This window comes from Paenibacillus sp. FSL M8-0334 (genome assembly GCF_038000405.1).
Classification (GTDB): Bacteria; Bacillota; Bacilli; order Paenibacillales; family Paenibacillaceae; genus Paenibacillus_AQ; species Paenibacillus_AQ campinasensis.
In genome coordinates, this window is the sequence record NZ_JBBOCH010000001.1 from 1,576,292 (window position 1) to 1,596,274 (window position 19,983).

General features: G+C 51.5%; 18 protein-coding genes. 8 read left to right on the forward strand and 10 right to left on the reverse strand.

Features of this window, described 5'->3' with window-relative positions; genetic code table 11:
- Positions 1-32 precede the first annotated feature (32 nt).
- Positions 33-398, forward strand: coding sequence for an AMP-dependent synthetase and ligase (locus MKX64_RS06840; RefSeq protein ID WP_155617632.1), 366 nt, complete (start codon positions 33-35; stop codon positions 396-398).
- Between the two features lie 108 nt (positions 399-506).
- Here the strand turns inward: MKX64_RS06840 and MKX64_RS06845 are convergent, their stop codons facing one another.
- The 3 genes from MKX64_RS06845 to MKX64_RS06855 form a co-directional block, all read right to left on the reverse strand.
- Entirely contained in the window at positions 507-1,085 is a 579-nt protein-coding gene (locus tag MKX64_RS06845) for a hypothetical protein (protein ID WP_341035578.1), read from the reverse strand.
- A 176-nt stretch (positions 1,086-1,261) separates the two neighbouring features.
- Positions 1,262-2,020, reverse strand: a complete 759-nt coding sequence (locus MKX64_RS06850; protein ID WP_341035579.1) for a C40 family peptidase — start codon at positions 2,018-2,020, stop codon at positions 1,262-1,264.
- Between the two features lie 424 nt (positions 2,021-2,444).
- Entirely contained in the window at positions 2,445-3,227 is a 783-nt protein-coding gene (locus tag MKX64_RS06855) for a pirin family protein (protein ID WP_095265981.1), read from the reverse strand.
- Between the two features lie 259 nt (positions 3,228-3,486).
- Here MKX64_RS06855 and MKX64_RS06860 point away from each other — a divergent pair, with 259 nt between their 5' ends.
- The 6 genes from MKX64_RS06860 (at position 3,487) to MKX64_RS06885 (ending at position 9,546) form a co-directional block, all read left to right on the forward strand.
- Positions 3,487-4,188, forward strand: coding sequence for a response regulator transcription factor (locus tag MKX64_RS06860; protein WP_095265980.1), 702 nt, complete (start codon positions 3,487-3,489; stop codon positions 4,186-4,188).
- The gene (locus tag MKX64_RS06865; protein WP_341035580.1) at positions 4,185-5,180 is read left to right on the forward strand and encodes a sensor histidine kinase; all 996 of its coding nucleotides are present in this window, start codon (positions 4,185-4,187) and stop codon (positions 5,178-5,180) included. The genes MKX64_RS06860 and MKX64_RS06865 overlap by 4 nt, the downstream gene beginning before the upstream one ends.
- A gap of 112 nt (positions 5,181-5,292) precedes the next feature.
- Complete coding sequence (locus MKX64_RS06870; protein ID WP_095265978.1) at positions 5,293-6,063, forward strand: ABC transporter ATP-binding protein; 771 nt, start codon at positions 5,293-5,295, stop codon at positions 6,061-6,063.
- Complete coding sequence (locus tag MKX64_RS06875) at positions 6,038-7,978, forward strand: ABC transporter permease (RefSeq protein ID WP_155617629.1); 1,941 nt, start codon at positions 6,038-6,040, stop codon at positions 7,976-7,978. Before MKX64_RS06870 ends, MKX64_RS06875 begins: the two co-directional genes overlap by 26 nt.
- Positions 7,979-8,033: 55 nt before the next feature.
- Complete coding sequence (locus tag MKX64_RS06880; RefSeq protein WP_155617628.1) at positions 8,034-8,645, forward strand: DedA family protein; 612 nt, start codon at positions 8,034-8,036, stop codon at positions 8,643-8,645.
- A gap of 61 nt (positions 8,646-8,706) precedes the next feature.
- On the forward strand, positions 8,707-9,546 hold the full coding sequence (locus MKX64_RS06885) for an undecaprenyl-diphosphate phosphatase (protein ID WP_095265975.1): 840 nt from the start codon (positions 8,707-8,709) through the stop codon (positions 9,544-9,546).
- A gap of 147 nt (positions 9,547-9,693) precedes the next feature.
- Here MKX64_RS06885 and MKX64_RS06890 read toward each other — a convergent pair whose 3' ends face one another.
- From MKX64_RS06890 to MKX64_RS06920, 7 genes are all read right to left on the reverse strand, one after another.
- Entirely contained in the window at positions 9,694-10,512 is an 819-nt protein-coding gene (locus tag MKX64_RS06890; RefSeq protein WP_095265974.1) for a carbohydrate ABC transporter permease, read from the reverse strand.
- On the reverse strand, positions 10,512-11,378 hold the full coding sequence (locus MKX64_RS06895; RefSeq protein WP_095265973.1) for a carbohydrate ABC transporter permease: 867 nt from the start codon (positions 11,376-11,378) through the stop codon (positions 10,512-10,514). The genes MKX64_RS06890 and MKX64_RS06895 overlap by 1 nt, the downstream gene beginning before the upstream one ends.
- Before the next feature lie 92 nt (positions 11,379-11,470).
- Complete coding sequence (locus MKX64_RS06900; RefSeq protein ID WP_095265972.1) at positions 11,471-12,691, reverse strand: ABC transporter substrate-binding protein; 1,221 nt, start codon at positions 12,689-12,691, stop codon at positions 11,471-11,473.
- Between the two features lie 198 nt (positions 12,692-12,889).
- Positions 12,890-13,756, reverse strand: coding sequence for a transporter substrate-binding domain-containing protein (locus MKX64_RS06905; RefSeq protein ID WP_095265971.1), 867 nt, complete (start codon positions 13,754-13,756; stop codon positions 12,890-12,892).
- 331 nt (positions 13,757-14,087) lie between these two features.
- Positions 14,088-16,055, reverse strand: coding sequence for a methyl-accepting chemotaxis protein (locus MKX64_RS06910; protein WP_095265970.1), 1,968 nt, complete (start codon positions 16,053-16,055; stop codon positions 14,088-14,090).
- Positions 16,056-16,474: 419 nt separating this feature from the next.
- On the reverse strand, positions 16,475-17,512 hold the full coding sequence (locus tag MKX64_RS06915; RefSeq protein ID WP_341035586.1) for a lytic polysaccharide monooxygenase: 1,038 nt from the start codon (positions 17,510-17,512) through the stop codon (positions 16,475-16,477).
- A 471-nt stretch (positions 17,513-17,983) separates the two neighbouring features.
- On the reverse strand, positions 17,984-18,283 hold the full coding sequence (locus tag MKX64_RS06920; protein WP_095265968.1) for a hypothetical protein: 300 nt from the start codon (positions 18,281-18,283) through the stop codon (positions 17,984-17,986).
- A gap of 189 nt (positions 18,284-18,472) precedes the next feature.
- Here MKX64_RS06920 and MKX64_RS06925 point away from each other — a divergent pair, with 189 nt between their 5' ends.
- Complete coding sequence (locus MKX64_RS06925) at positions 18,473-19,903, forward strand: NAD-dependent malic enzyme (protein WP_095398556.1); 1,431 nt, start codon at positions 18,473-18,475, stop codon at positions 19,901-19,903.
- Positions 19,904-19,983: the final 80 nt, after the last annotated feature.

Below are 19,983 nucleotides of genomic sequence, written 5' to 3' on the forward strand. Positions count from 1 at the left end.
GCCTGACCCAACATCACTTAGGAGGAATACACATGTATCAGAATCAATCGCAAATCGCCAGCCAGATCCGCCAATGTGAACAAATGATCCAGCAGCTGTCCCAGCAAACGCAGCAAGCGACCCAAATGTATCAGCAGCTTCTGCATCAGGAGCAGCAGAACGCCATGCGTCTGGAGGAGCTGGCTCAACGTGAGCGGCAGGCGGTTCAGATTATCCAGACCGCGCTTCAAGGTCATCAGCAGGCGATGCAGCAGTATCAGCAAATGTCCCAGATCGTCAGACAAGTAGAAAGCTCTGCCGCAACGCAGAACATCTCGCACATTCAGCCGAACTTCGGGCAAACCTCGCCAAATTCACATCAGCCATTCCCGGGTTCGTCCAACGGCGGATTTCAATAAACGATACTGAGGAACGGCAGCATCACAAAAAGAGCGATTATCGCAGCAAAACCCTGCGAATGATCGCTCTTCTTTCTATCGATTCGGGCTTCTCTCTGCGAGCTTGCCTCACTTCACAACGAACTCGATTTCCGTTGTCAGCTTGTATACATCGGGCGCTTCGGCTTCCCCTTCTATCTCCGGTGCCTGAACGAGAAAATCGGCAGACCCGTATACGACATAACGCCCTTCCGGAAATCCGTTGTCGAGCGACTTAATAAATTGCTTGTACGCATCGCTATCCTCGCCATTATAACCATACGCGCCCTTGTAATATTCGCGTAACGGCTCGCCCTTCTTGAGCGTCGTATGAAGCAAAGGCTCATTCATCCCGTAGGAAATGTCATATTCCCGGGTCAGTTCACGGATCGGAAACCAGAATGGAGATGCGGCATGCGATATCGTGATTTCGTCCTCTTCCCCTGTATATTCCAGCTCAGCATACAATTGCACCTGTTCCCCTGCAGCATATTCTCCTTGTTCACTGACCAACCGGTAGACAAAATCTCCTTCGACCCTCTCCGAGCGGCTCTCGCGAGCGGGCTCCTCCGTGTCCGGGACAGACGACGGCACCTCGTGCGCGACCTGGCCTGTGCAGCCTGCAAGGACTAACAGAAGCATCCATATGGACCATAGTGACTTTTTCATATTCATCACCTCACCTACCAGACGAGTGAACGAGAGGCAAGGTTGCAGCTATTCCGTTCGCTCAGACAAGCAAAAAGCTGCCCCCGGCGGCCAGCGCCGCTCCGGGGACAGCTTGTGTACATAATACATGCAGCTTGCGTATGTGAATAACCGTTCTTTCACGAATTCTGTCTATGTTACAGCACACTTCCGCCAAACAGGAAACGATGCTGCCACGAAGAACTGAAATCTCCAACCAGAACGCCTCCGGATTGCTTGGAGTAAGTATGCAGAAGCTTGCCGTCGCCAAGGTAAATGGCCACATGAGTAATCCGCTGCTTGGACTTGTCCACTCCAGCGTATGCGGATGCCGAAGAGCCTCTGTAGCTCATGAAGAATACAAGATCCCCTCGCTTCAATTCACTCAGCCTGTACACATCCGTTCCTTTATCCTTGATCCAGGCACCTTGGGTGCGGGAATTGCTCGGCAGTGTAATGCCTGCCCCTTCAATGAATGCACGGCGCACGAAATCCGAGCAGTCAAACGTTCTGGTGGAGCTGCGGTTAGAGCCGAACTCGTAAGGCGTGCCCAAATATTTCATCCCGGCATTGATCACTCTCTCAACCGCTGCGTTGGTGGCCGGAGCCTTGCTGCCGGAACTGCCGGAACCGGAAGATGTTCTTTGAGCCGTAATATATTTCGCCGAAGCATAGCCCTGATTGCCTTTCGAATCGACAATTCTATACCAGCTGGAATTGCTGGCCAGAATCCGAACATTGTCACCCTTGTACACTCTGGCTACAACCTTGCCCGAAGTCGAAGGCTGACTTCTCATATACACATTGGAGTTCGCAACTCCTGTAGTTACAGACTGCGTGGAAGCGGCTTGGACCGGACTTGTGAATCCAGGGCCGTAAGAACCTACAACAACTGCCGACAGTAGCGTCCCAGCCAACAACTTTTTGAAACCTTTTTTCGTAAGAATGGTTGATCTCCCCCATCTGGCATGATTAGAATTACGAACCCATCTCGTAATCCCGCACTCATTATAGCCAGCCTGTCCACCGGGACGCATGCTACTATATGCACAAATGGGTATGCCAACTATTGCCAAGAAGGAGGACTTTTGTCGCTTTTCCAACATAAATTTAGTATAAATAGATTAATTTGTATTCAAAATTTGGGGGATACTTCCAGGTGATTGAAAAATGGGAATGACAAATCCAGAGCCTTCGGAGAATGATAGGTCCTTCGTTGGGGGATTATGGTTAAACAACGGGGAAATCCATAAAAAAAGTCTGCCCTCTAATAATACCGAGGTACAGACTAAAGTCTAGCGCACGTTGCGCCCGGACTTCCACTACAATATTGTCATATTTTCAGGGGCGTTTGGCGTAGAGCGGGTAGCCCGGATCACGAGGAACGTCGATCAGAATCATCCGGATATCGTCTGAAGCCAGCAGGCTCCAGCCTTCCGGCCCCTCTGAGCCATGCTCGATCACCATAAAATCACGATGGAGAAATGGCAGCATGCTCCCATCATTTTCCGAATCCCTATACCAGACACCGCCGCCTCTTACAGCAAGGGCCGCCAGCATCCGTCCCGGCTTGAGCTCATAAGCAGCCTTATGTCCGGCCAGCACTTGCAGATCGATCATATGTACATCCACCGAGACGTCTACCGGCGATCCGTCACCGATAATTATTTTGCGGGAACCCCCGTCGAACGGAAGGACCGGCAGCTGGTCGGAGATATATTGGCGGCAGGCCGGATTCTGCTTCAGCGCATTGCGAAGATGCGGCTCCAGCCAGATCTGAAAGCCTTCGGCGTCCGGGCCCGTATACCATTCTTCATGCTGTATTCCCGAGCCTGAACGCATAAGCAGCAGATCGCCTGCCACCGCTTCCTTATGCCCGCTGTACTCATCCTGATGAACGGTCTTCCCCTGGATCATATAAGTCACGACTTCAAAACCTTGGTGGCGGTGCATCGGGGCATGCCCTTCCAGCGGCACCCCGAGCCAGGACCAGTAAAAAAGCGGGCCTACCCGCGTCACCGCTCCTCCCTCGCCGGAGAGTGCAATCGGCCTCAGCTCTATTATTCTCCCGTCATCCATCACACTTCTCCCCTGCTTGTCAGGTGTATATACTTCCCCCCTCATATTCCGCCTCCTTCGGTTGGACATCCATTTGTGACTATTCTGTGAATCCTCTCTCATCTTATCTCTAACTTAAGACGATATCAACGTTTCATAATTATCGTCTCTGCAATCGCTTCTCCATACACTGCATCAGCCGCTGAAGGCGAGGGATGATGCGTCCCGGGAAAGACGCGCCCCGTATTTCCGTTTAACGCTCTCGTTCTGCAATTTGGTACAATACAATCGGTACTGAATGTATATAAAGAAGGGATTTTACAATATGTTCAAAATCTTGATCGTTGAGGATGACGCCGCACTTGTCAGTCTGCTGACAGAGCATCTGCACAGATTCGGATATGACACGCTAGCCATCGATGATTTCGAAACCGTGCGTGCACAGTTCGAGGCCTATGAGCCGCATCTTGTTCTCCTGGATGTCAACCTGCCGAAGTATGACGGCTACTACTGGTGCCGCCAGTTCCGCAGCCTCTCCACTTGTCCGATTATTTTCATTTCTGGCCGGGACGGCAAGATGGATCAGGTGATGGCAATCGAGAACGGCGCGGACGATTATATGACGAAGCCTTTTGACTACGAGATCGTTATGGCCAAAATCAAAAGCCAGCTCCGGCGCGCCTATGGCTCCTATGCAGCCGGACAGAACGAACGGACGCTGTCAGTCGCCGGCCTCCTTCTCGACATAGAACGCCTGACCCTGTCATGGAAGGATAACCGGGTCGAGATCAGCCATACCGAAGCGATCATCCTGGATGAACTGATGAAAAAAAGCGAGCAGGTGGTTAGCCGTGACCGGCTTCTGGAGAAAATATGGGATGATCAGGCTTTTGTGGATGACAACACGCTCAATGTATATGTGACCCGGGTCCGCAAGAAACTCGCCGCGCTCGGCATCCATGACGGTCTGCAAACGGTGCGCGGACGCGGATACCGGCTGGTGCCGAACTGGGGGGATACACCATGAAGCTATTCCTGCAGGATCAGCGTCCGCTGATCCTTGTATATATAGGTCAACTGCTTGTCGTGACGCTCATCTATCGCCTGGGTGGATTCCAGAATACGTCGGTTAGCTTGTATGCCGTGCTGATCAGCATCCTGCTGCTCGCAGGTTATCTGATCTTCCGGTATGTAGCCAATCGCTCCTTCTATAAGCGTCTGGAGCAGGCGCATCGGCCCGATGGGCCGCTGACCGGCGAATCTCGCCCGGAGACTTCGCATACGCCGATGGCCGAGGCGCTGCATCTGCTCCTGAGAAGCCAGTTCCGTTATTATGCGACTGAGCTGGACAGCTACAAGGTTCGAATCGAGAACCATATCCGCTTCATTAACCAATGGGCGCATCAGATGAAAACACCGCTGGCTGTCATCCATCTCATCATTCAGGACGAGGATGATCACCGTTTTGCAGCGATCGCAGATGAGCTGGACCGGCTCAAGAAAGGGCTGGAAACGGTGCTCTACACCGCGCGTCTGGATACCTTCGAGCGAGATTTTTATGTGGAGAGCCTGCCCCTGGAGAGCATCGTCCGTTCGGTCACCTCCGAGCAGAAACGGCTGTTTATCCGCAGACGCATCTATCCGTCGATTCGTATAGACGCTGATCTGAAGGTGACCACCGATGAGAAGTGGCTTTCTTTTGTTCTTACCCAGCTCGTCACGAACGCAATCCGCTATACCCCTCATGATCAGGGAACCATTTATTTTGAAGGCTTTCGGCGGGAGCATCAGACCGTGCTGGAGGTGCGGGATGAAGGCATCGGCATCCCTCCGAGCGATTTGCCCCGCATATTCGAGCCCTATTTCACCGGGGAGAACGGACGCCGTTATCAGGAATCCACCGGCATGGGGCTGTACCTTGTCAAAGAAATATTGACCAAGCTGGGGCATGACTTTCAGGTGGAGTCCCAGGTGAACGAAGGCACCACATTCCGGATTCTATTCGCGGAGGACACTTGATTCCCTTTATAGAAACCTTACAAGGTTGTAATGCAACTGTAAGTTAGCAACATGGCCCGAGGGGAAAGGGCTGATCTACAATATAAGCATCGGACGTGAGGAGTGAAGAGCGATGCCGATTCTGGATGTCAGGCATTTATCAAAAATCTACGAGGGCAAAGTCGCTCATCAAGCGCTGCATAATATCCGATTCACGGTGGAGCAAGGCGAATTTGTCGGCATTATGGGGCCTTCAGGCAGCGGCAAAACGACGCTGCTCAATCTGATCGCCACGATGGACCAGCCTACCGCCGGGGAAGTGATGATCAACGGGCGCAATCCCCATCTGCTGAGCAGAAACGAAGCCGCCTTGTTCCGGCGCCGGGAGCTGGGCTTTGTGTTTCAGCATTTCAATCTGCTGGACACCTTGACGGTGGAGGAGAACATTGTGCTGCCATTAATGCTGGAGAGCGCTCCGCTGAACATGATGGAGGACAAGGTGAAGCACATCGCAGCGCAGCTTGGGATCGAGTCGATTTTGCCTAAACGGACCTACGAAATATCAGGCGGACAAATGCAGCTTGCGGCCATTGCCCGAGCGCTCATCCAGGAGCCCTCTCTTATATTGGCCGATGAACCGACCGGCAACCTCGATTCCAAAGCCTCCAGGGAAGTGATGAGCACGCTGTCTGCATCAAGCCGGGAGGCTTCCGCCACCATCCTCATGGTTACACATGACCCGGTAGCTGCCAGCTACTGCGACCGGGTGCTGTTCATTAAGGATGGGCAGCTGTATAACGAGCTGTACTGCGGCGATCATCGCCAGGCGTTCTTCCAGCGGATCATCGATATGCTTGCGCTGCTGGGAGGGAAGAGTCATGACCTTTCGACAATTCGCTTCTAGCAATGTGCTGCGGAACAAGCGCACGTATGCCGCTTATTTTCTGTGCAGCGCGTTTTCGGTCATGATTTTTTTCATATGCACGTTGTTTATATACCATCCGGAGCTTCGGCAGCAGATTTTCTATCCGGTCGTGGTGCAGGCGATGGCGGGAGCGGCGCTGATCATGTATGTGTTCTCGTTTTTCTTTGTGCTGTATTCGGTTGGCGCCTTTATGAACACACGGAAACGCGAGTTCGGCATTCTGCTCATGCACGGCATGACAGATCGTCAGCTTGGCAATATGCTGTTTCTCGAAAATATGATTATCGGCGTCAGCGCCATCGCAACCGGGATCGTGTCCGGCATCATTACAGGAAAGCTGTTTCTGATGGCCGGGTCGGCCTTTCTCGGCATCTCGCCGCTGCCGTTCCGTCTGCCAGCCGGCGCGCTCGGCCTGACCGCCGCCAGCTACGCCGTCTTGTTCATCATCATTTCATTGTGCATTCCATGGCTGCTCCGGTCGAAGAAGCTGATCGATCTCGTTCAGTCCGGACAGCCGCTTCGCCCGGAGCCCGGTGCTTCCCGGGGCTTGTCGGTCCTCGCCGTCGTTCTGCTTCTGCTAGGTTATGGTCTTGCAGCGACATCAACTGCTCCCACACTGACATACCGCATGGTTCCCGTGACATTGATAACCATTGCCGGCACCTATCTGTTTTACACCCAGCTGGGGGTGAAGCTCGTCGGACGGATCGCCCGCAGCCGCCCTTTTGCCTGGAAGCAAACGAACCTGATCTCGCTGGCAGGCCTCCATTACCGGCTCCGGGATCATGCCCAGCTGTTCTCGATCGTAACGGTCGTGCTGGCGATCTCCTTCTGCTCCGTCGGGGTCTTCGTCTCTATTCCGGTGCTTAGCAAGCAGTTCGAAGAGGACTTTCCCGCCGCGGTCGGTTATATGTCCAAGGAGGGAAACTCGCTGGATGCTGCGCATCTGTCCGAGATCAGCCAGGAGCTTGGGAGTCGAAGCATTCCATTTGAAGCGCTGACGCTTCCGATCAAGTATGTGCAGGCGCAGCCCTCAAGGGCTGACAGCCAGCCCGGCCATCTGCTCACCTTGATGTCATACTCCGACTACAAGCAGGCGGTGCTCATGTCCGGTCAGCCTCTGATCGACGAGCCCCCCGCCCGGGAGGAAGCGCTTGTGCTGGTGGCCTCACAGAACGACAGAACCTACCTGCGGGGAAGGAAGCTGACTTCGCATGTGCTCACATCCGGTCTGACGCTTCAAGAAACCCGGTACACGAAGCATGTGGCGGTTCCGGAATATTTGCTGCCGGACCTGGAGGACGAGCATATTAGCGGTCTGGTCGTTCATGACGAAGTGTTTGCGGAGCTGTCTCACACGCTGCAAACCGATCTCTATACCGGATTTTATGTGGAGGATTACAGGCAGACCGAGGCGCTCGTGCCCGAGCTGGCACCCGGCGGAAGCGTCCGTTACACTGAAGGGCTGCCTTACGCACTGACCGTCAGCGGAACCCTCTATTCCATGAGGGACAGCCTGTACAGCATTCTGCTGTTTGCAGCACTGCTCGTCGGCACCGTATTCTTCATTGCCGCCGGGAGCTTTCTCTATTTCCGCCTATATGCCAATCTGGATGCGGATCAGCGGCATTACGCAACGTTATCGAGGCTGGGTATTACGGACAGCGAATTCAGCCGGATTGTGACCGGTCAGCTCGGACTGCTCTTTTTTGTCCCGATCGGGCTTGCGATTGTACACAGCATCTTTGCATTTATCGCCCTCCAGAGCTACTTTTACTTATCGATAGCGGCCGAAATGGGCGTGGTGCTTGTCAGTTTTCTGATGATGCAGGTTGTTTATTTCTTTTTTATACGGAGCCAATATTTGCGAAAGCTGAGAAAGTCGATGGTATAATCGTCGAGTTTCCGATCGCTTAAATCGCTAAGCTTATCTAATTGAGGTGTTATCGTTGGAGAATTGGATTACAGATATCATGGAGCAGTTTGGCTATATCGGTGTTTTTCTCATGATTGCACTCGAAAATATTTTTCCGCCGATCCCCTCTGAAATCATACTGACCTTTGGCGGATTTATGACCACCTACACATCCATGACCGTGCCCGGCGTGGTCGCTGCGGCAACGCTCGGATCGGTAGTCGGCGCCGTCATCCTGTACGGAATCGGCCGATTGCTCGATGTTGAGCGGCTGGAGAAGATTGTCGAGCGCTGGGGACATATCCTCAGAGTGAAAAAAGAAGACATCCGCAAGGCGGACGCCTGGTTTGATAAATACGGGTACTGGACGGTGCTGTTTGGACGGATGGTGCCGCTCATTCGCAGCCTGATCTCCATCCCTGCCGGGATGTCCAATATGAAATTTGGCATGTTCCTGCTCTTCACGACGATCGGAACCTTGATCTGGAATGTTATTCTCGTCACCGTAGGCGCCATGTTGGGCGAATCCTGGGAGGATATTGTCGCCTTTATGGATGTGTACTCCCATCTTACGTATGCGGTTATTGCCGTGGCTCTCGTCGTGCTGCTGTTCCTGTTCTTCCGCAAGCGGAAGAAATCGGCATAGCCTTTCGTTTACGCCGCTTTTCGCGCTCACTTGAATTTATGAATGAAGGAGTATGTCGGCTATGGATTTTCTAACGATTCTGAAGGCGATTATTCTCGGCATTGTCGAAGGCCTGACTGAATTCGCCCCGGTCTCCTCAACCGGCCATATGATCATTGTGGATGACATGTGGCTGCAATCGGAGGAATTTCTGACCAAGTATGTGGCTAACACATTCAAGGTCGTCATTCAGCTCGGCTCCATTCTGGCTGTGCTGGTTGTATTTAAGGACCGCTTTCTCGATCTGCTCGGGCTAAAGCGCTTGAAGCAGGAGCAAGGGCAGCCCGTGCAGGGCAGCAGGCTCAAGCTGACTCAGGTTATCGTCGGCCTCATTCCGGCCGGGGTGCTCGGCCTGCTGTTCGAGGACTATATTGACGAGTATCTTTTCTCCACCGGAACGGTGCTGATCGGGCTTGTGCTCGGTGCCATTTTCATGATCATTGCCGACCTCCTCAGCAGAAAGAAGCCGCAGGTGTCCTCGGTTGACCAGATTACGTACCGGCAGGCTTTTATGGTAGGACTGATTCAGTGTCTGTCACTGTGGCCCGGCTTCTCCCGCTCCGGCTCGACGATATCCGGCGGGGTACTGCTCGGGATGAGCCACCGCGTGGCGGCCGATTTCACGTTTATTATGGCGGTGCCGATCATGTTCGGGGCAAGCTTCCTGTCTCTGCTGAAGAACTGGGAGTATTTCACGCTGGAGGCTCTGCCGTTCTTCATCGCCGGCTTTGTGGCCGCCTTTGTGTTTGCCCTCATCTCGATCCGGTTCTTCCTGAAGCTTATTAACCGGATCAAGCTGGTGCCATTCGCTATCTATCGGATCGTGCTGGCGGCCGTCATTTTTATAGTGATCTATCTGTAAACGATGGACACTTCAACAATAACGGAACTGGAAGACGTTATTCCCGGGATCGACAGGATGAATTTCGACCCGGAAATCAGCGCATCCAGTTCCGCTTCCTCATGATCAGCTTAACGCCACCACGACCTTGGTCAATCCACGCTCTGTTTACTTCACAGCCCCCTGCGTAATCCCGTTAATAATCCATTTCTGGGCAAACAGATAGATGATAATCATCGGCAGCATCGCCATCAAATAAGAGGCAAACGCCAGGTTGAAGTCGGTATTGAATTGCCCCTGGAAAATATACTGCACCAAAGGCAGTGTATAGGAGTCGGTGTCGCTAATGATGATGAGCGGAAGCAGAAAATCATTATAGGTCGACAGGCAGATCAGGATGCCGATCGTGGCGTTAATCGGAGCCATCATCGGGAAGATGATGCGCCAGAATGTGCCCCAGGTCGAGCCTCCGTCCACCCGCGCCGCTTCCTCCAGCGCCACCGGTATGGATTTGATATAACCTACATACACAAATACGTTGAACGCCAAGGCATATACCGTATGCAGAATGGTCAGTCCGACCAGATTGGTCATATTTAGTCCCGCCGCCAGCTTAACCAAGGGCAGCATAATAATCGGAAACGGAATGAACATCGCACTAATAAAATAAAAATACAGGCCTTTAAAAAACTTGCGATCCATATTGCGCGCGATGGCGTAAGCCACCATCGAATTCGTGAGCAGGGTCAGAATCACTGTGGCGGTTGTCACAGCCGCGCTGTTGCCCAGGGCATTGAAGAAGTTGGTCATTCTGACCGCATTGGCAAAGTTCTCAAACCGAAGCTCTGTTGGCAGGCCGAAGACGGAAACCAGCATGTCCTCCGGCGATTTCAGAGCGATGGTCATAGTCATGTATAGCGGAAACAGAATGAAAATGGTGCCGAGTGCAATCAGAAGCATAACGATCCAGTTCGTTTTGGTTCGCATTACATCTCCGCCTCCCTTCTCTGCAGAAACCGGATTTGAAGGATTGAAATGCCCGCGATCAGAACGAAGTAAAGCACCGAGTTCGCAGACTGGTAGGCAAATTCTCCTCCTTCAAAGCCACCGGTATAGATCAAATGCGATATCGATTGAGTCGCCCGGCCTGGACCGCCATTAGTCAAAGCCACGATCTGATCGAACACCATCAGCGAGTTTTTCATCGCCAGCACCATGTTGATCGTAAAGAACGGTGCAATCAAAGGAAACGTAATTCTCCAAAATTCCTGCCATCGGTTAGCCCCGTCGAGGTTCGAGGCCTCGTACAACGTCTGGTTGATCGTCTGCAGCCCGGCCAGATACAGAATCGTGTTATACGCGATGCCCTGCCATACCGCCACGATGACAATCCCGATCCAGGCATGCTGCTCGCTCCCGAGAATATTGGTGGAGAGCCAGCCGATACCGAGATTTTGCCCCCAGATTGTGAATACGTTCGAAAACAGATAATTGAATATGTACCCGACAATCAGCACACTGAGAATATTGGGCAGGAAATATATGCCCCGAAAGAAATTTCTCGCTTTGATCTTGGCATTCAGCCCCATCGCAATCAGCAGACTGAAAAAATTAATGAGAATCGTTACCACAACCGCAAACTTGAACGTGAACCAGTAAGCGTTGCCAACGTTATTGTCTTTAAACAGGTTGACATAGTTTTTGATCCCGATGAAATCAAAGCGGTCGCCAAAGCCGTTCCAGTTCGTGAAGGAGTAATACACCCCTTGCAGCGCCGGCAGCGTGAGAAAGACAAAGAACAGCACGACCGCCGGTATCGTCATGAGATAAAATGTCGTGAGCCGTTTGTTCATGGGAACCTCCTAAAAGTTTTCGAGGGTAACTACTATGAAATTACTGCGAGAAAACTCGCTTCGGAAGCGCAAACCGTGTTTTCTCCCATCCGTCAACGCCTGTCAGCCACCTTGTCCCATTCGGTGTCCAGCCTTCTCAAATAGGCGTCAATATCTCCGTTCTGCAAAAAGGATTGGACAATTGAGCTTAGCTGAACGGCTGCGGGAATATAGTGATCCGCAAAATCCACAACCCGTCCCTGTTCAAGGTACGGCTGGAGCTCCGCTACCGCCGGGTCATCCTGCTTGACCCCCTTCACGGTGGAGAACAATGTCTGCTCCGTAATGTACTGCTCACTATTTTCCGGCTCAAGCAGAAACTCGATGAACCGCAGCGCTTCTTCTTGATGAGGCGAATCCTCCGCTACTGCCAGCAATGTGTCAACACCTGAGATCAGTTTGTTCTGCTGTGGGTCATTGCCGGTCGGAAACGGGAAGAACCCAATCTCGATATCCGGATTCGACTTCCTGATCTCCGGAATCGCCCAGGTGCCCTGGATGTACATCACCGACTCTCCTCTGGCGAAGTCCCGGTTTCCATCGGCATAGCTTTTCCCAAAGTTATCTCCATGGCCGTAATCCATCAGCGCCAGCTGCTTCTCGGCCACCTCGCGATAGCGGTCTGCAAAGGTCACCTGATCTTCACGCCGCTGCAAATAAAACTCGATCCCCTCCAGATTCGAAGCCAGCGCATTAAAGGGAAGCACGGTCTGCCAGTCATCCTTGTACGTAAAATAAAACGGGATCTTCCCCTCATCCTTTACCTTTTGGGCAACGGCGAGAAGTTCATCCCATGTCTCCGGGACCGTCAGCCCCATCTCTTCAAATAATTGTCTGTTATACATAATGCCGTTTGCATTCGTAGAGAACGGGATTCCCGTGACCTCCTCCATGCCTGACACATCCTTGAGCATTTGTACATAGGTGGCGTCAACCTGTTCCAGAAGCGGGCTATTCGTCACATCCATAAAAATGCCGCTTTGCGCCAGCAGCGAATATGTATCCGTAGCTCCCATGCCAATAATGTCTGGAATATCATTCTTGACAACCCTCGTTTTCAGTACAGTTTCCGCATCCGGCGGATTAACCTGAATGACGGTAATGTCGGACTGGGACTGATTAAATTTATCCACCAGCGCATCGAACGTCCCCTTCGCTTCCGGCTTGTTCTGAAAAAATTCAATCTGCACCCGGCCGGTGTCCGCCTGACTGCTGCAGGCAGTCAGTGCGATGAGCAGCAGCAAGCCGCTTATGATCCTTACTCCGAGTCTCATCAGCAAAACCTCCGTTTCATGTCTAAGTTCGGCAAATGCTGACGCCTGTAGTATGTAATACCCTGTACGCTTGGTTGGTAAACGCCCGAGATCACGGCACCCGATCAGCAAGCCGCACGGGCAGGCATTAAAAAAAGCAGACCAGGCGTTATCTCCTGATCTGCTTCGGCTCTTGCTATAGGTGAGTAAGCTTACGGCCTACTCAAGCCATTTTTTCTCGATTTCTGCAAATCTGCCTTGCAGCTTCATTTCGTCCATCCACATTTCCAGGAAACTCGCATAGGCGAAGTCTCCACGAGGAATCATGTAGCCTTTCTCGTTGTTGGTGAACGGTGCGTCTGTCAATGCAGCATACAGTCTGGAATCAGCTTTGGCATACGTGATCGCCTCGATTGTATCGGTGATCATCACATCGTATGTACCGTCAGCTACCAGATGCGGAATGTCCAGGTTGTTCGGAACGACTGTTACGTTAGCTTTGGTCAGGTGCTGGCGAACGAAGACTTCGTTCGTTCCGCCCGGATTCACACCGATGCGAACGGTCGGCTTGTTAATATCTTCAATGGTCAAATACTTGTCTTTGTCTTCTTGACGGATCAATGGAGCTTTACCGAAGGACATGTAGCCTTGAGATACATAAGCTGTTTTTTGTCTGTCCGTGTTACGGGTAACTCCACCCACCGCGATGTCGAATTTGTCATCCAGCAAATCCTTCATCATTGTAGACCAGGAAGTCTGCACGAATTGAACCTCCACACCCAGATCCTTACCAAGCTCCAGCATAGCGTCTACATCATAGCCTTCATATTCATTCGTTTCAGGATTCAGGTATGTAAATGGCTTGTAGTCGCCGGTCATACCTACGCGAATGTAACCTCTTTTGATGATTTCATCAAGCTGAGATTGTTCCTGCTGTTGCTTCTTTACTTGACCCGGTGCATGGGATGCTGCAGATTTTGCACTTACGTCTGGCGTTCTCAGAACCTCATTTGCAGCAAATCCTGTTGCTACCAGAGACAAACTCAAAACCCCAGCAATAAGTCCTTTTTTCCAATTTTTAGCCATTTAGAATTCCTCCCGTATTTCATGTTGTAAATCCGAAGCTTCCTAACGCCGCCTTGAGCTGGTCCATGTCAGACCTCACTCTTACACCTCTTGATGTTCCGATGGGAGCCGTAACCCGCGACGGGGAATCCCCCCTGATGAACAGTGCATTCGAAGCATGGACAACAAGAAGTGGCAGCGTTATCGTATTCTCCTTGTTACATGCTCAGGATGAACCATGCGTCATCGTGCTGATTACAGCTCCGGCTTTCTCTCCTGGTGGCATCCCCCCTCTCCAGTTGCGATGAATCAGGCTCGCTTGCAGGCGAGACGATCAACGTATAGAGGGTGATTACAGCTTGAATTTGGCAAGCTCTTTGCGAAGCTCGCTCACAACCGATTCCAGCTGACTTACAGAACCGGAGATTTGCTGGATCGTTGCTACCTGTTCCTCGGCAGCCTCGGCCACGTTCTTCGCATCGTTCGAGGTCAGATTCGCAATCGACTTCAACTCCTCGACAGAGGCAGTGACCTGCTCGGAACCGGCTGACATCTCTTCAGATGCCGCGGAAACCTCAAGGATATGATCCGCTACATTGCGGGTAGCCTGGAGAATATTCGCGAATTTCTCCCGTACATCCTCGATAAGGGCCACACCTTCGCGCACGTCCTGACGGCTGACATCCATCACTTCCACCGCATTGAGTGTGTCTTGACGGATCTCCGTGATCAGCTGTGCGATTTGGTCGGTAGAGCTCTCCGATTGACCTGCCAGCTTCTTCACTTCCTCTGCAACAACCGCAAAGCCGCGTCCATGCTCGCCCGCTCTCGCCGCTTCAATCGACGCGTTCAGCGACAGAAGACGGATTCTGGATGTAATTTCGGTAATGAAATTCAATATTTCTTCAATCTGCATCGACCGCTCATTCAAACGCTCGATCGCCGATCCCACTTTCTCGGTGCCTTCCCCGATGCTGCCGATCTGCTTCACGGCCTGTTCCACAACGACAGACCCCGTCTCTGCATGGCTTGCCGCTTCCTGAGCAGCCTCAGATACCATGGAAGAGGTTTCGGCAATTTTAACGATGCCGCTTGCCATATCGCTCATCGAGGTTGCAATCTCGTTGGAGCTCGAGGCATGCGCATTCGCGCCTTCTGCAATCTGCTTAATGGAAGAACCAATCCGGTCCACGCTGTCCTTCGCCGTTTCCACGCCGCTGGCTACAACGCCGGTGACCTTCATGACTTCACTTGAGGAGCTGTTCACACCCTCTACCAGATGTTTCAAGTGAGATACGGTCTGGTTAAAGTCGCTAGAAAGCACGGCGATTTCATCCTTGCCGTCTACCTTGATCGTTTTCGTCAGATCCCCTGCCGCTACGTCCTTCACTGCCTCATTCAGTTGACGGATCGGCTTCAGCACTGTCGCCGTCAGCCAGGAGGCTGCCAAGATGGACAATACGAGAGCTGCTGCTGAAATCAGTGTCAGCGTGATCGTAAGCTCATTGATCGGAGCGTGGAGCTCCTTCGTTGGGGCTGTTACGAACACACCCCAATTCAGGTTCGAGGTCGCGTGGGCGGCGGTATATTGATTTCCGTCCATAACATAATCGAAATAGCCGGTTTCACCCGTTTTAACTTTCTCAAAAGCATTGGAGATCTCTGCGTTATCCAGATCCGAGACATTCTGTTCAAGGCCGAGCTCTTCATTCGGATGCCACATAATGGTTCCGGCAGCACTGAGCAAGAATGCAAATCCGGAATCTCCGAAGGTCAGGTCAGACACTTTCTGCTGAACCTCGTTAATCGGAAGTGTGGATCCCATATATCCATACTGCTTGCCGTCTTTCATAAGCGGAAGAATCATCGTTACGATGTTGTTACCTGTACGCTTGGACAATACCGGATCGGAAACTACAATCTTTCCTTCCCCTTTGCCTGCTTCCTGGTAGTGAACCCGGTCGGATACGTCCGTCACTTCTCCCAGAAAGTTAATGACATTCTTGCCTGTTAAATCATGTGAGAAGAAGAAGGTCTCGAATTCAGGATGCTGTTCCTGTGCTTTCTTAATAATGGCCAGGTCCTCATCCTTGTTTCCTGTAAGGAATTTACCTACGGCGTCCAGTTTGGCGATTTCCGATTCCATGAAATCGTTAATCGAACTCGCGAGGTTCTCTGCACTGAGCATCGCTTCCTTATTCAGGCTATTCTTCAGCAGATCCGACGATTCGCTGTAGCTAACCAAGAATACGGAGCCAAGGCTTAGCAGCAGCACAAGGCAAATCATGAAAATCATTTTCAGCTTAAGACTTTTTAGCATGCCGTAATTCCTCCCCGAAGATGGTCCTAGGGTCCTATCCGCTTTTCCTGCCTCTCTCTTTTTCAGGTCTCTTTTTTTCTGTAAGAGTCTGGATACTTACATCAAAAAACAAACAAAATTTTGAAAAATGTTGGCTATTTCAGGTCGGTAAGGCTCCCTCTTACATTATCGGCAGCATAGTTATAGTTTTTGAGTAGCAAATTCGATATTTTTCGCCATTGATTTACATAGTCTTTTATACATAGAGATTTCCTGAATAAATAGTCTTTAAGGCATGCTATGAAATGTTTTACACACTACCTTTAGTCCTGTTTTACTATATATTCCTTTAAAGATATCATGATCCACTACATACAGAAACGGACAGCATAAAAAACCGACAGCCCGAGGGCTGCCGGTTCGTTCTTCTATTCTCGTCGTTATGGAATCTGCATCCACACATAAGCGCTGCCTGGTGTTTCGCCAAGCGTCCACCATCTGGCTTCATAATTCAGGCCGTTATAGGTGACGCGGTCGCCGCCCCAGTAAGTGGTTGTCGCGCTCCATGCCGGATAGGTTGTTGAGCTGCCGGTCGTGGATACCGTTAACGGTGCCGAAGCCGCTGATTTGCTGCCTGCGCTGTTGACCGCCACCACGGTATAGGTGTAAGATGTGCCCGCTGCCAGGCCGCTGTCCGTATAGGAAGTCGATGTGGACGTTCCTACGAGCGAACCGCCGCGATAAACTTCATATCTGGCTGCTCCGGACGAAGCATTCCACGCCAGGGAGATGCTGGAATTCGTTCTGGCAGTCGAAGTGAGTCCTGTCGGCGCTTGCAGACCCGGATCCGGATTGCCGCCGCCGCCAACAAAGTTAACATCAATCACGTTGTAGAAGGCGTTCGCGGTATCTGCGACTTCCCATACGGCAAGGATCACATGATAGCCAGTTTTGGCCGGTACATTACAAGTCGAAGCATAGTTTGCCGGTGGTCTTACACCGCCGTAATCAATGGAGCAGAACGGCGTCAGATCGAATGAAGCTCTGCTCAGCGGTGCATTCGGATTCCATCCGTCTTTCGTAATATAGTATTTCCAGCTGGCCGTTGCATGTGCAGCAGTCAGTCTCCATTGGAAGGTTGTCGTGCCCGGGGTGATATTCACTTTAGCCCAGCGTGTCGAGGACTGCTCGTCAAGTTTCGGGAACAAGCCGCCTGCGCTCGCAATTTGTCCGTCAGCAGGGCCTGCATTCGGCCAGCCCTTCGGGGCTTCCAGGCTCTGCGGCTCATATATGATGTTTCCACAATCCGAGTTCTGCCCTTCCTTACACAGATATGCACGGCTCGCTGGCGATTCAACATATCCGTGGGCGGACACTTTGTCCGCAAAAATGACCATGATTACACCCATCAGAATCGTCATCAAACCTACGGCCACAAGTTTCTTCATCCAAGCTTGATTCGGCAACCTTAACGTCATATAATACTCTCCTCCTTTTGGATATGGGTTGTGACAAAAACCAAGACGGCTCGAGCTTCATTCGTCCCGTTTCCCACCTCCCTTCCTTGCAGACCCGGAAAGCAGATATTCATGATCGTCTCGCCCTACAGAGGTCCAGCTCTGCATTCCACCCATTCACATAAAAACCAATCACCCAGAACTGGACCTAACATTTACCAGTTCTATCATTATTGTATAAGATCATTCTCACAGTTCCCATAATACAAAACAACGATTTATTTCACATTTCAATGACGTTCAAAAAATATATAACATAATCCGTAATTAATAGATTCATATAATGATATTAATTCTAACAAACAAGCTTGATACTACATAAAAAAGCCCCCTGCAAGTTAACCGCCTAACAATCACGTGCGGCCTTCTGCAGTGAGGCTTCAAATCTCGAAATAATATTAACACCTGATGGATAAGGAACATGACCTGACGCTATTCAACGCCATCCTTGAAGTGCTTGCTGTAATGCTTATCCCCTTTATGCTCCAAATCCTCGACGGTCAGCTCCAGCGTCCGGACAACCTCTTCCTTGGCTTTCGCTAAGGTATCGTAAAACACACTTTCTTCCTGTCCGATGATCCGAACACCGCTGAGTGCCTGCATAGCTTGATATACCCGATGATGCTCGGCAAGATCATCAATGGCTTTCAGAGTATGCTTCATTTGAAGAAATAAATCCCTGTGCTGCTGTGTGGCCAGCCGCTTCTCCAGCGCCTCGATTCTGGCATTCATGTATCATCATCCCTTCACCTTGTAATCAACATCAATTATACCCACTGCCATTAAGTTTAACCATCGTGGGAAAAGCCTTTATTTTTTTGAATGAAACAGGAAAATGAACTGCCTGCCTAGAACAATGTTACACGGGCACGCTTAAATCTCTTGGCTATATCCACATAAACCATTTTTCGGAGGTACCTCATGGAGAAAAACAGTAGTCTTGGAAATGGGCTCGGGGGCAAAAGCATCATTCTGCGACTGGAGATGAACACCAAGGAAATCAAATTTGGGCAAGTGGCATCGGCCATCTTCGAGGCTGGCGGGGACATGGTCGCCATTGACGTCATTCAAGCCAGCGGCGATGTGACGGTTCGCGATATTACGATCACCGTAACAGACAGCGTCGATGTGCAGAACGTGACTTCCCGCATTCGCAGTCTGAAAGGGGTTCGTCTGGTCAACGTCTCGGATCGTACTTTCCTGATGCACCTGGGCGGCAAAATCGAAATTCAGCCGAAGGTGCCGATTCATAACCGCGATGACCTGTCACGGGTATATACACCTGACGTGGCCCGGGTGTGTGCAGCCATTCAGGAAGATCCCAAGAAAGCCTATACCCTGACCATAAAGAGAAATACGGTCGCCGTCATCTCCGACGGCAGCGCAGTGCTCGGGCTTGGGAATATCGGTCCTTACGCGGCCATGCCGGTCATGGAGGGCAAATCGATGCTGTTCAAGGAACTGGCCGGGGTAGACTCCTTCCCGATCTGCTTGGACACGCAGGATACGGAAGAGATCATCGCCTGCATCAAAGCGTTAGCTCCAGCCTTTGGCGGCATTAATCTGGAGGATATCGCCTCCCCTCGCTGCTTCGAAATCGAAGCCCGATTACGCGATGAGCTCGACATTCCCGTATTTCATGACGATCAGCACGGCACCGCTGTCGTACTGTACGCCGCATTGATCAATGCCTTGAAAATCGTCGGCAAATCGCTGGACAGCATCAAGGTTGTCGTCTGCGGAATCGGAGCTGCCGGGGTCGCTTGCAGCAAAATTCTGCTGGCCGCGGGCGTGAAGAACATCGTCGGTGTTGACCGAGAGGGAGCGCTTGTTGCGGGCAATTCTTATGCCAACTCCATGTGGGAGTGGTATGCAGAGCATACGAATCCGGAAAGGCTGCAAGGATCCCTGAAGGATGTAATTCAGGGAGCAGATGTGTTCATCGGCTTGTCCGCCGGCGGGATTCTGAGCCGCGAGGATGTGCAAAGCATGGCTGACCAGCCGATCGTATTCGCCATGGCGAACCCGGTTCCGGAGATCAAGCCTGAAGAGGTTGAGGATATTGTCGCGGTGATGGCTACTGGGCGTTCGGACTATCCGAACCAGATCAACAACGTCCTGTGCTTTCCTGGCATCTTCCGCGCCGCATTGGACTGCAGAGCGACAACAATCAATGAAGAGATGAAGCTTGCCGCAGCGGAAGCAATCGCCTCGGCCGTGTCGGATGAAGAGCGGAATCCGTCCTATATTATTCCGAGTGTATTTAATCAGAATGTAGTGAAAGCCATTCGCGAGCTTGTTGTCAAAGCTGCGATCGATTCCGGCGTAGCCAGAAAAATCCCTCGCGAATAGCCAAGCTATAGACGCCGTTCTGGTCGCTTGGGTTTCGCATCGTTTGAAAGCGCATACTCGCCTAATATGCCAATGCCTCC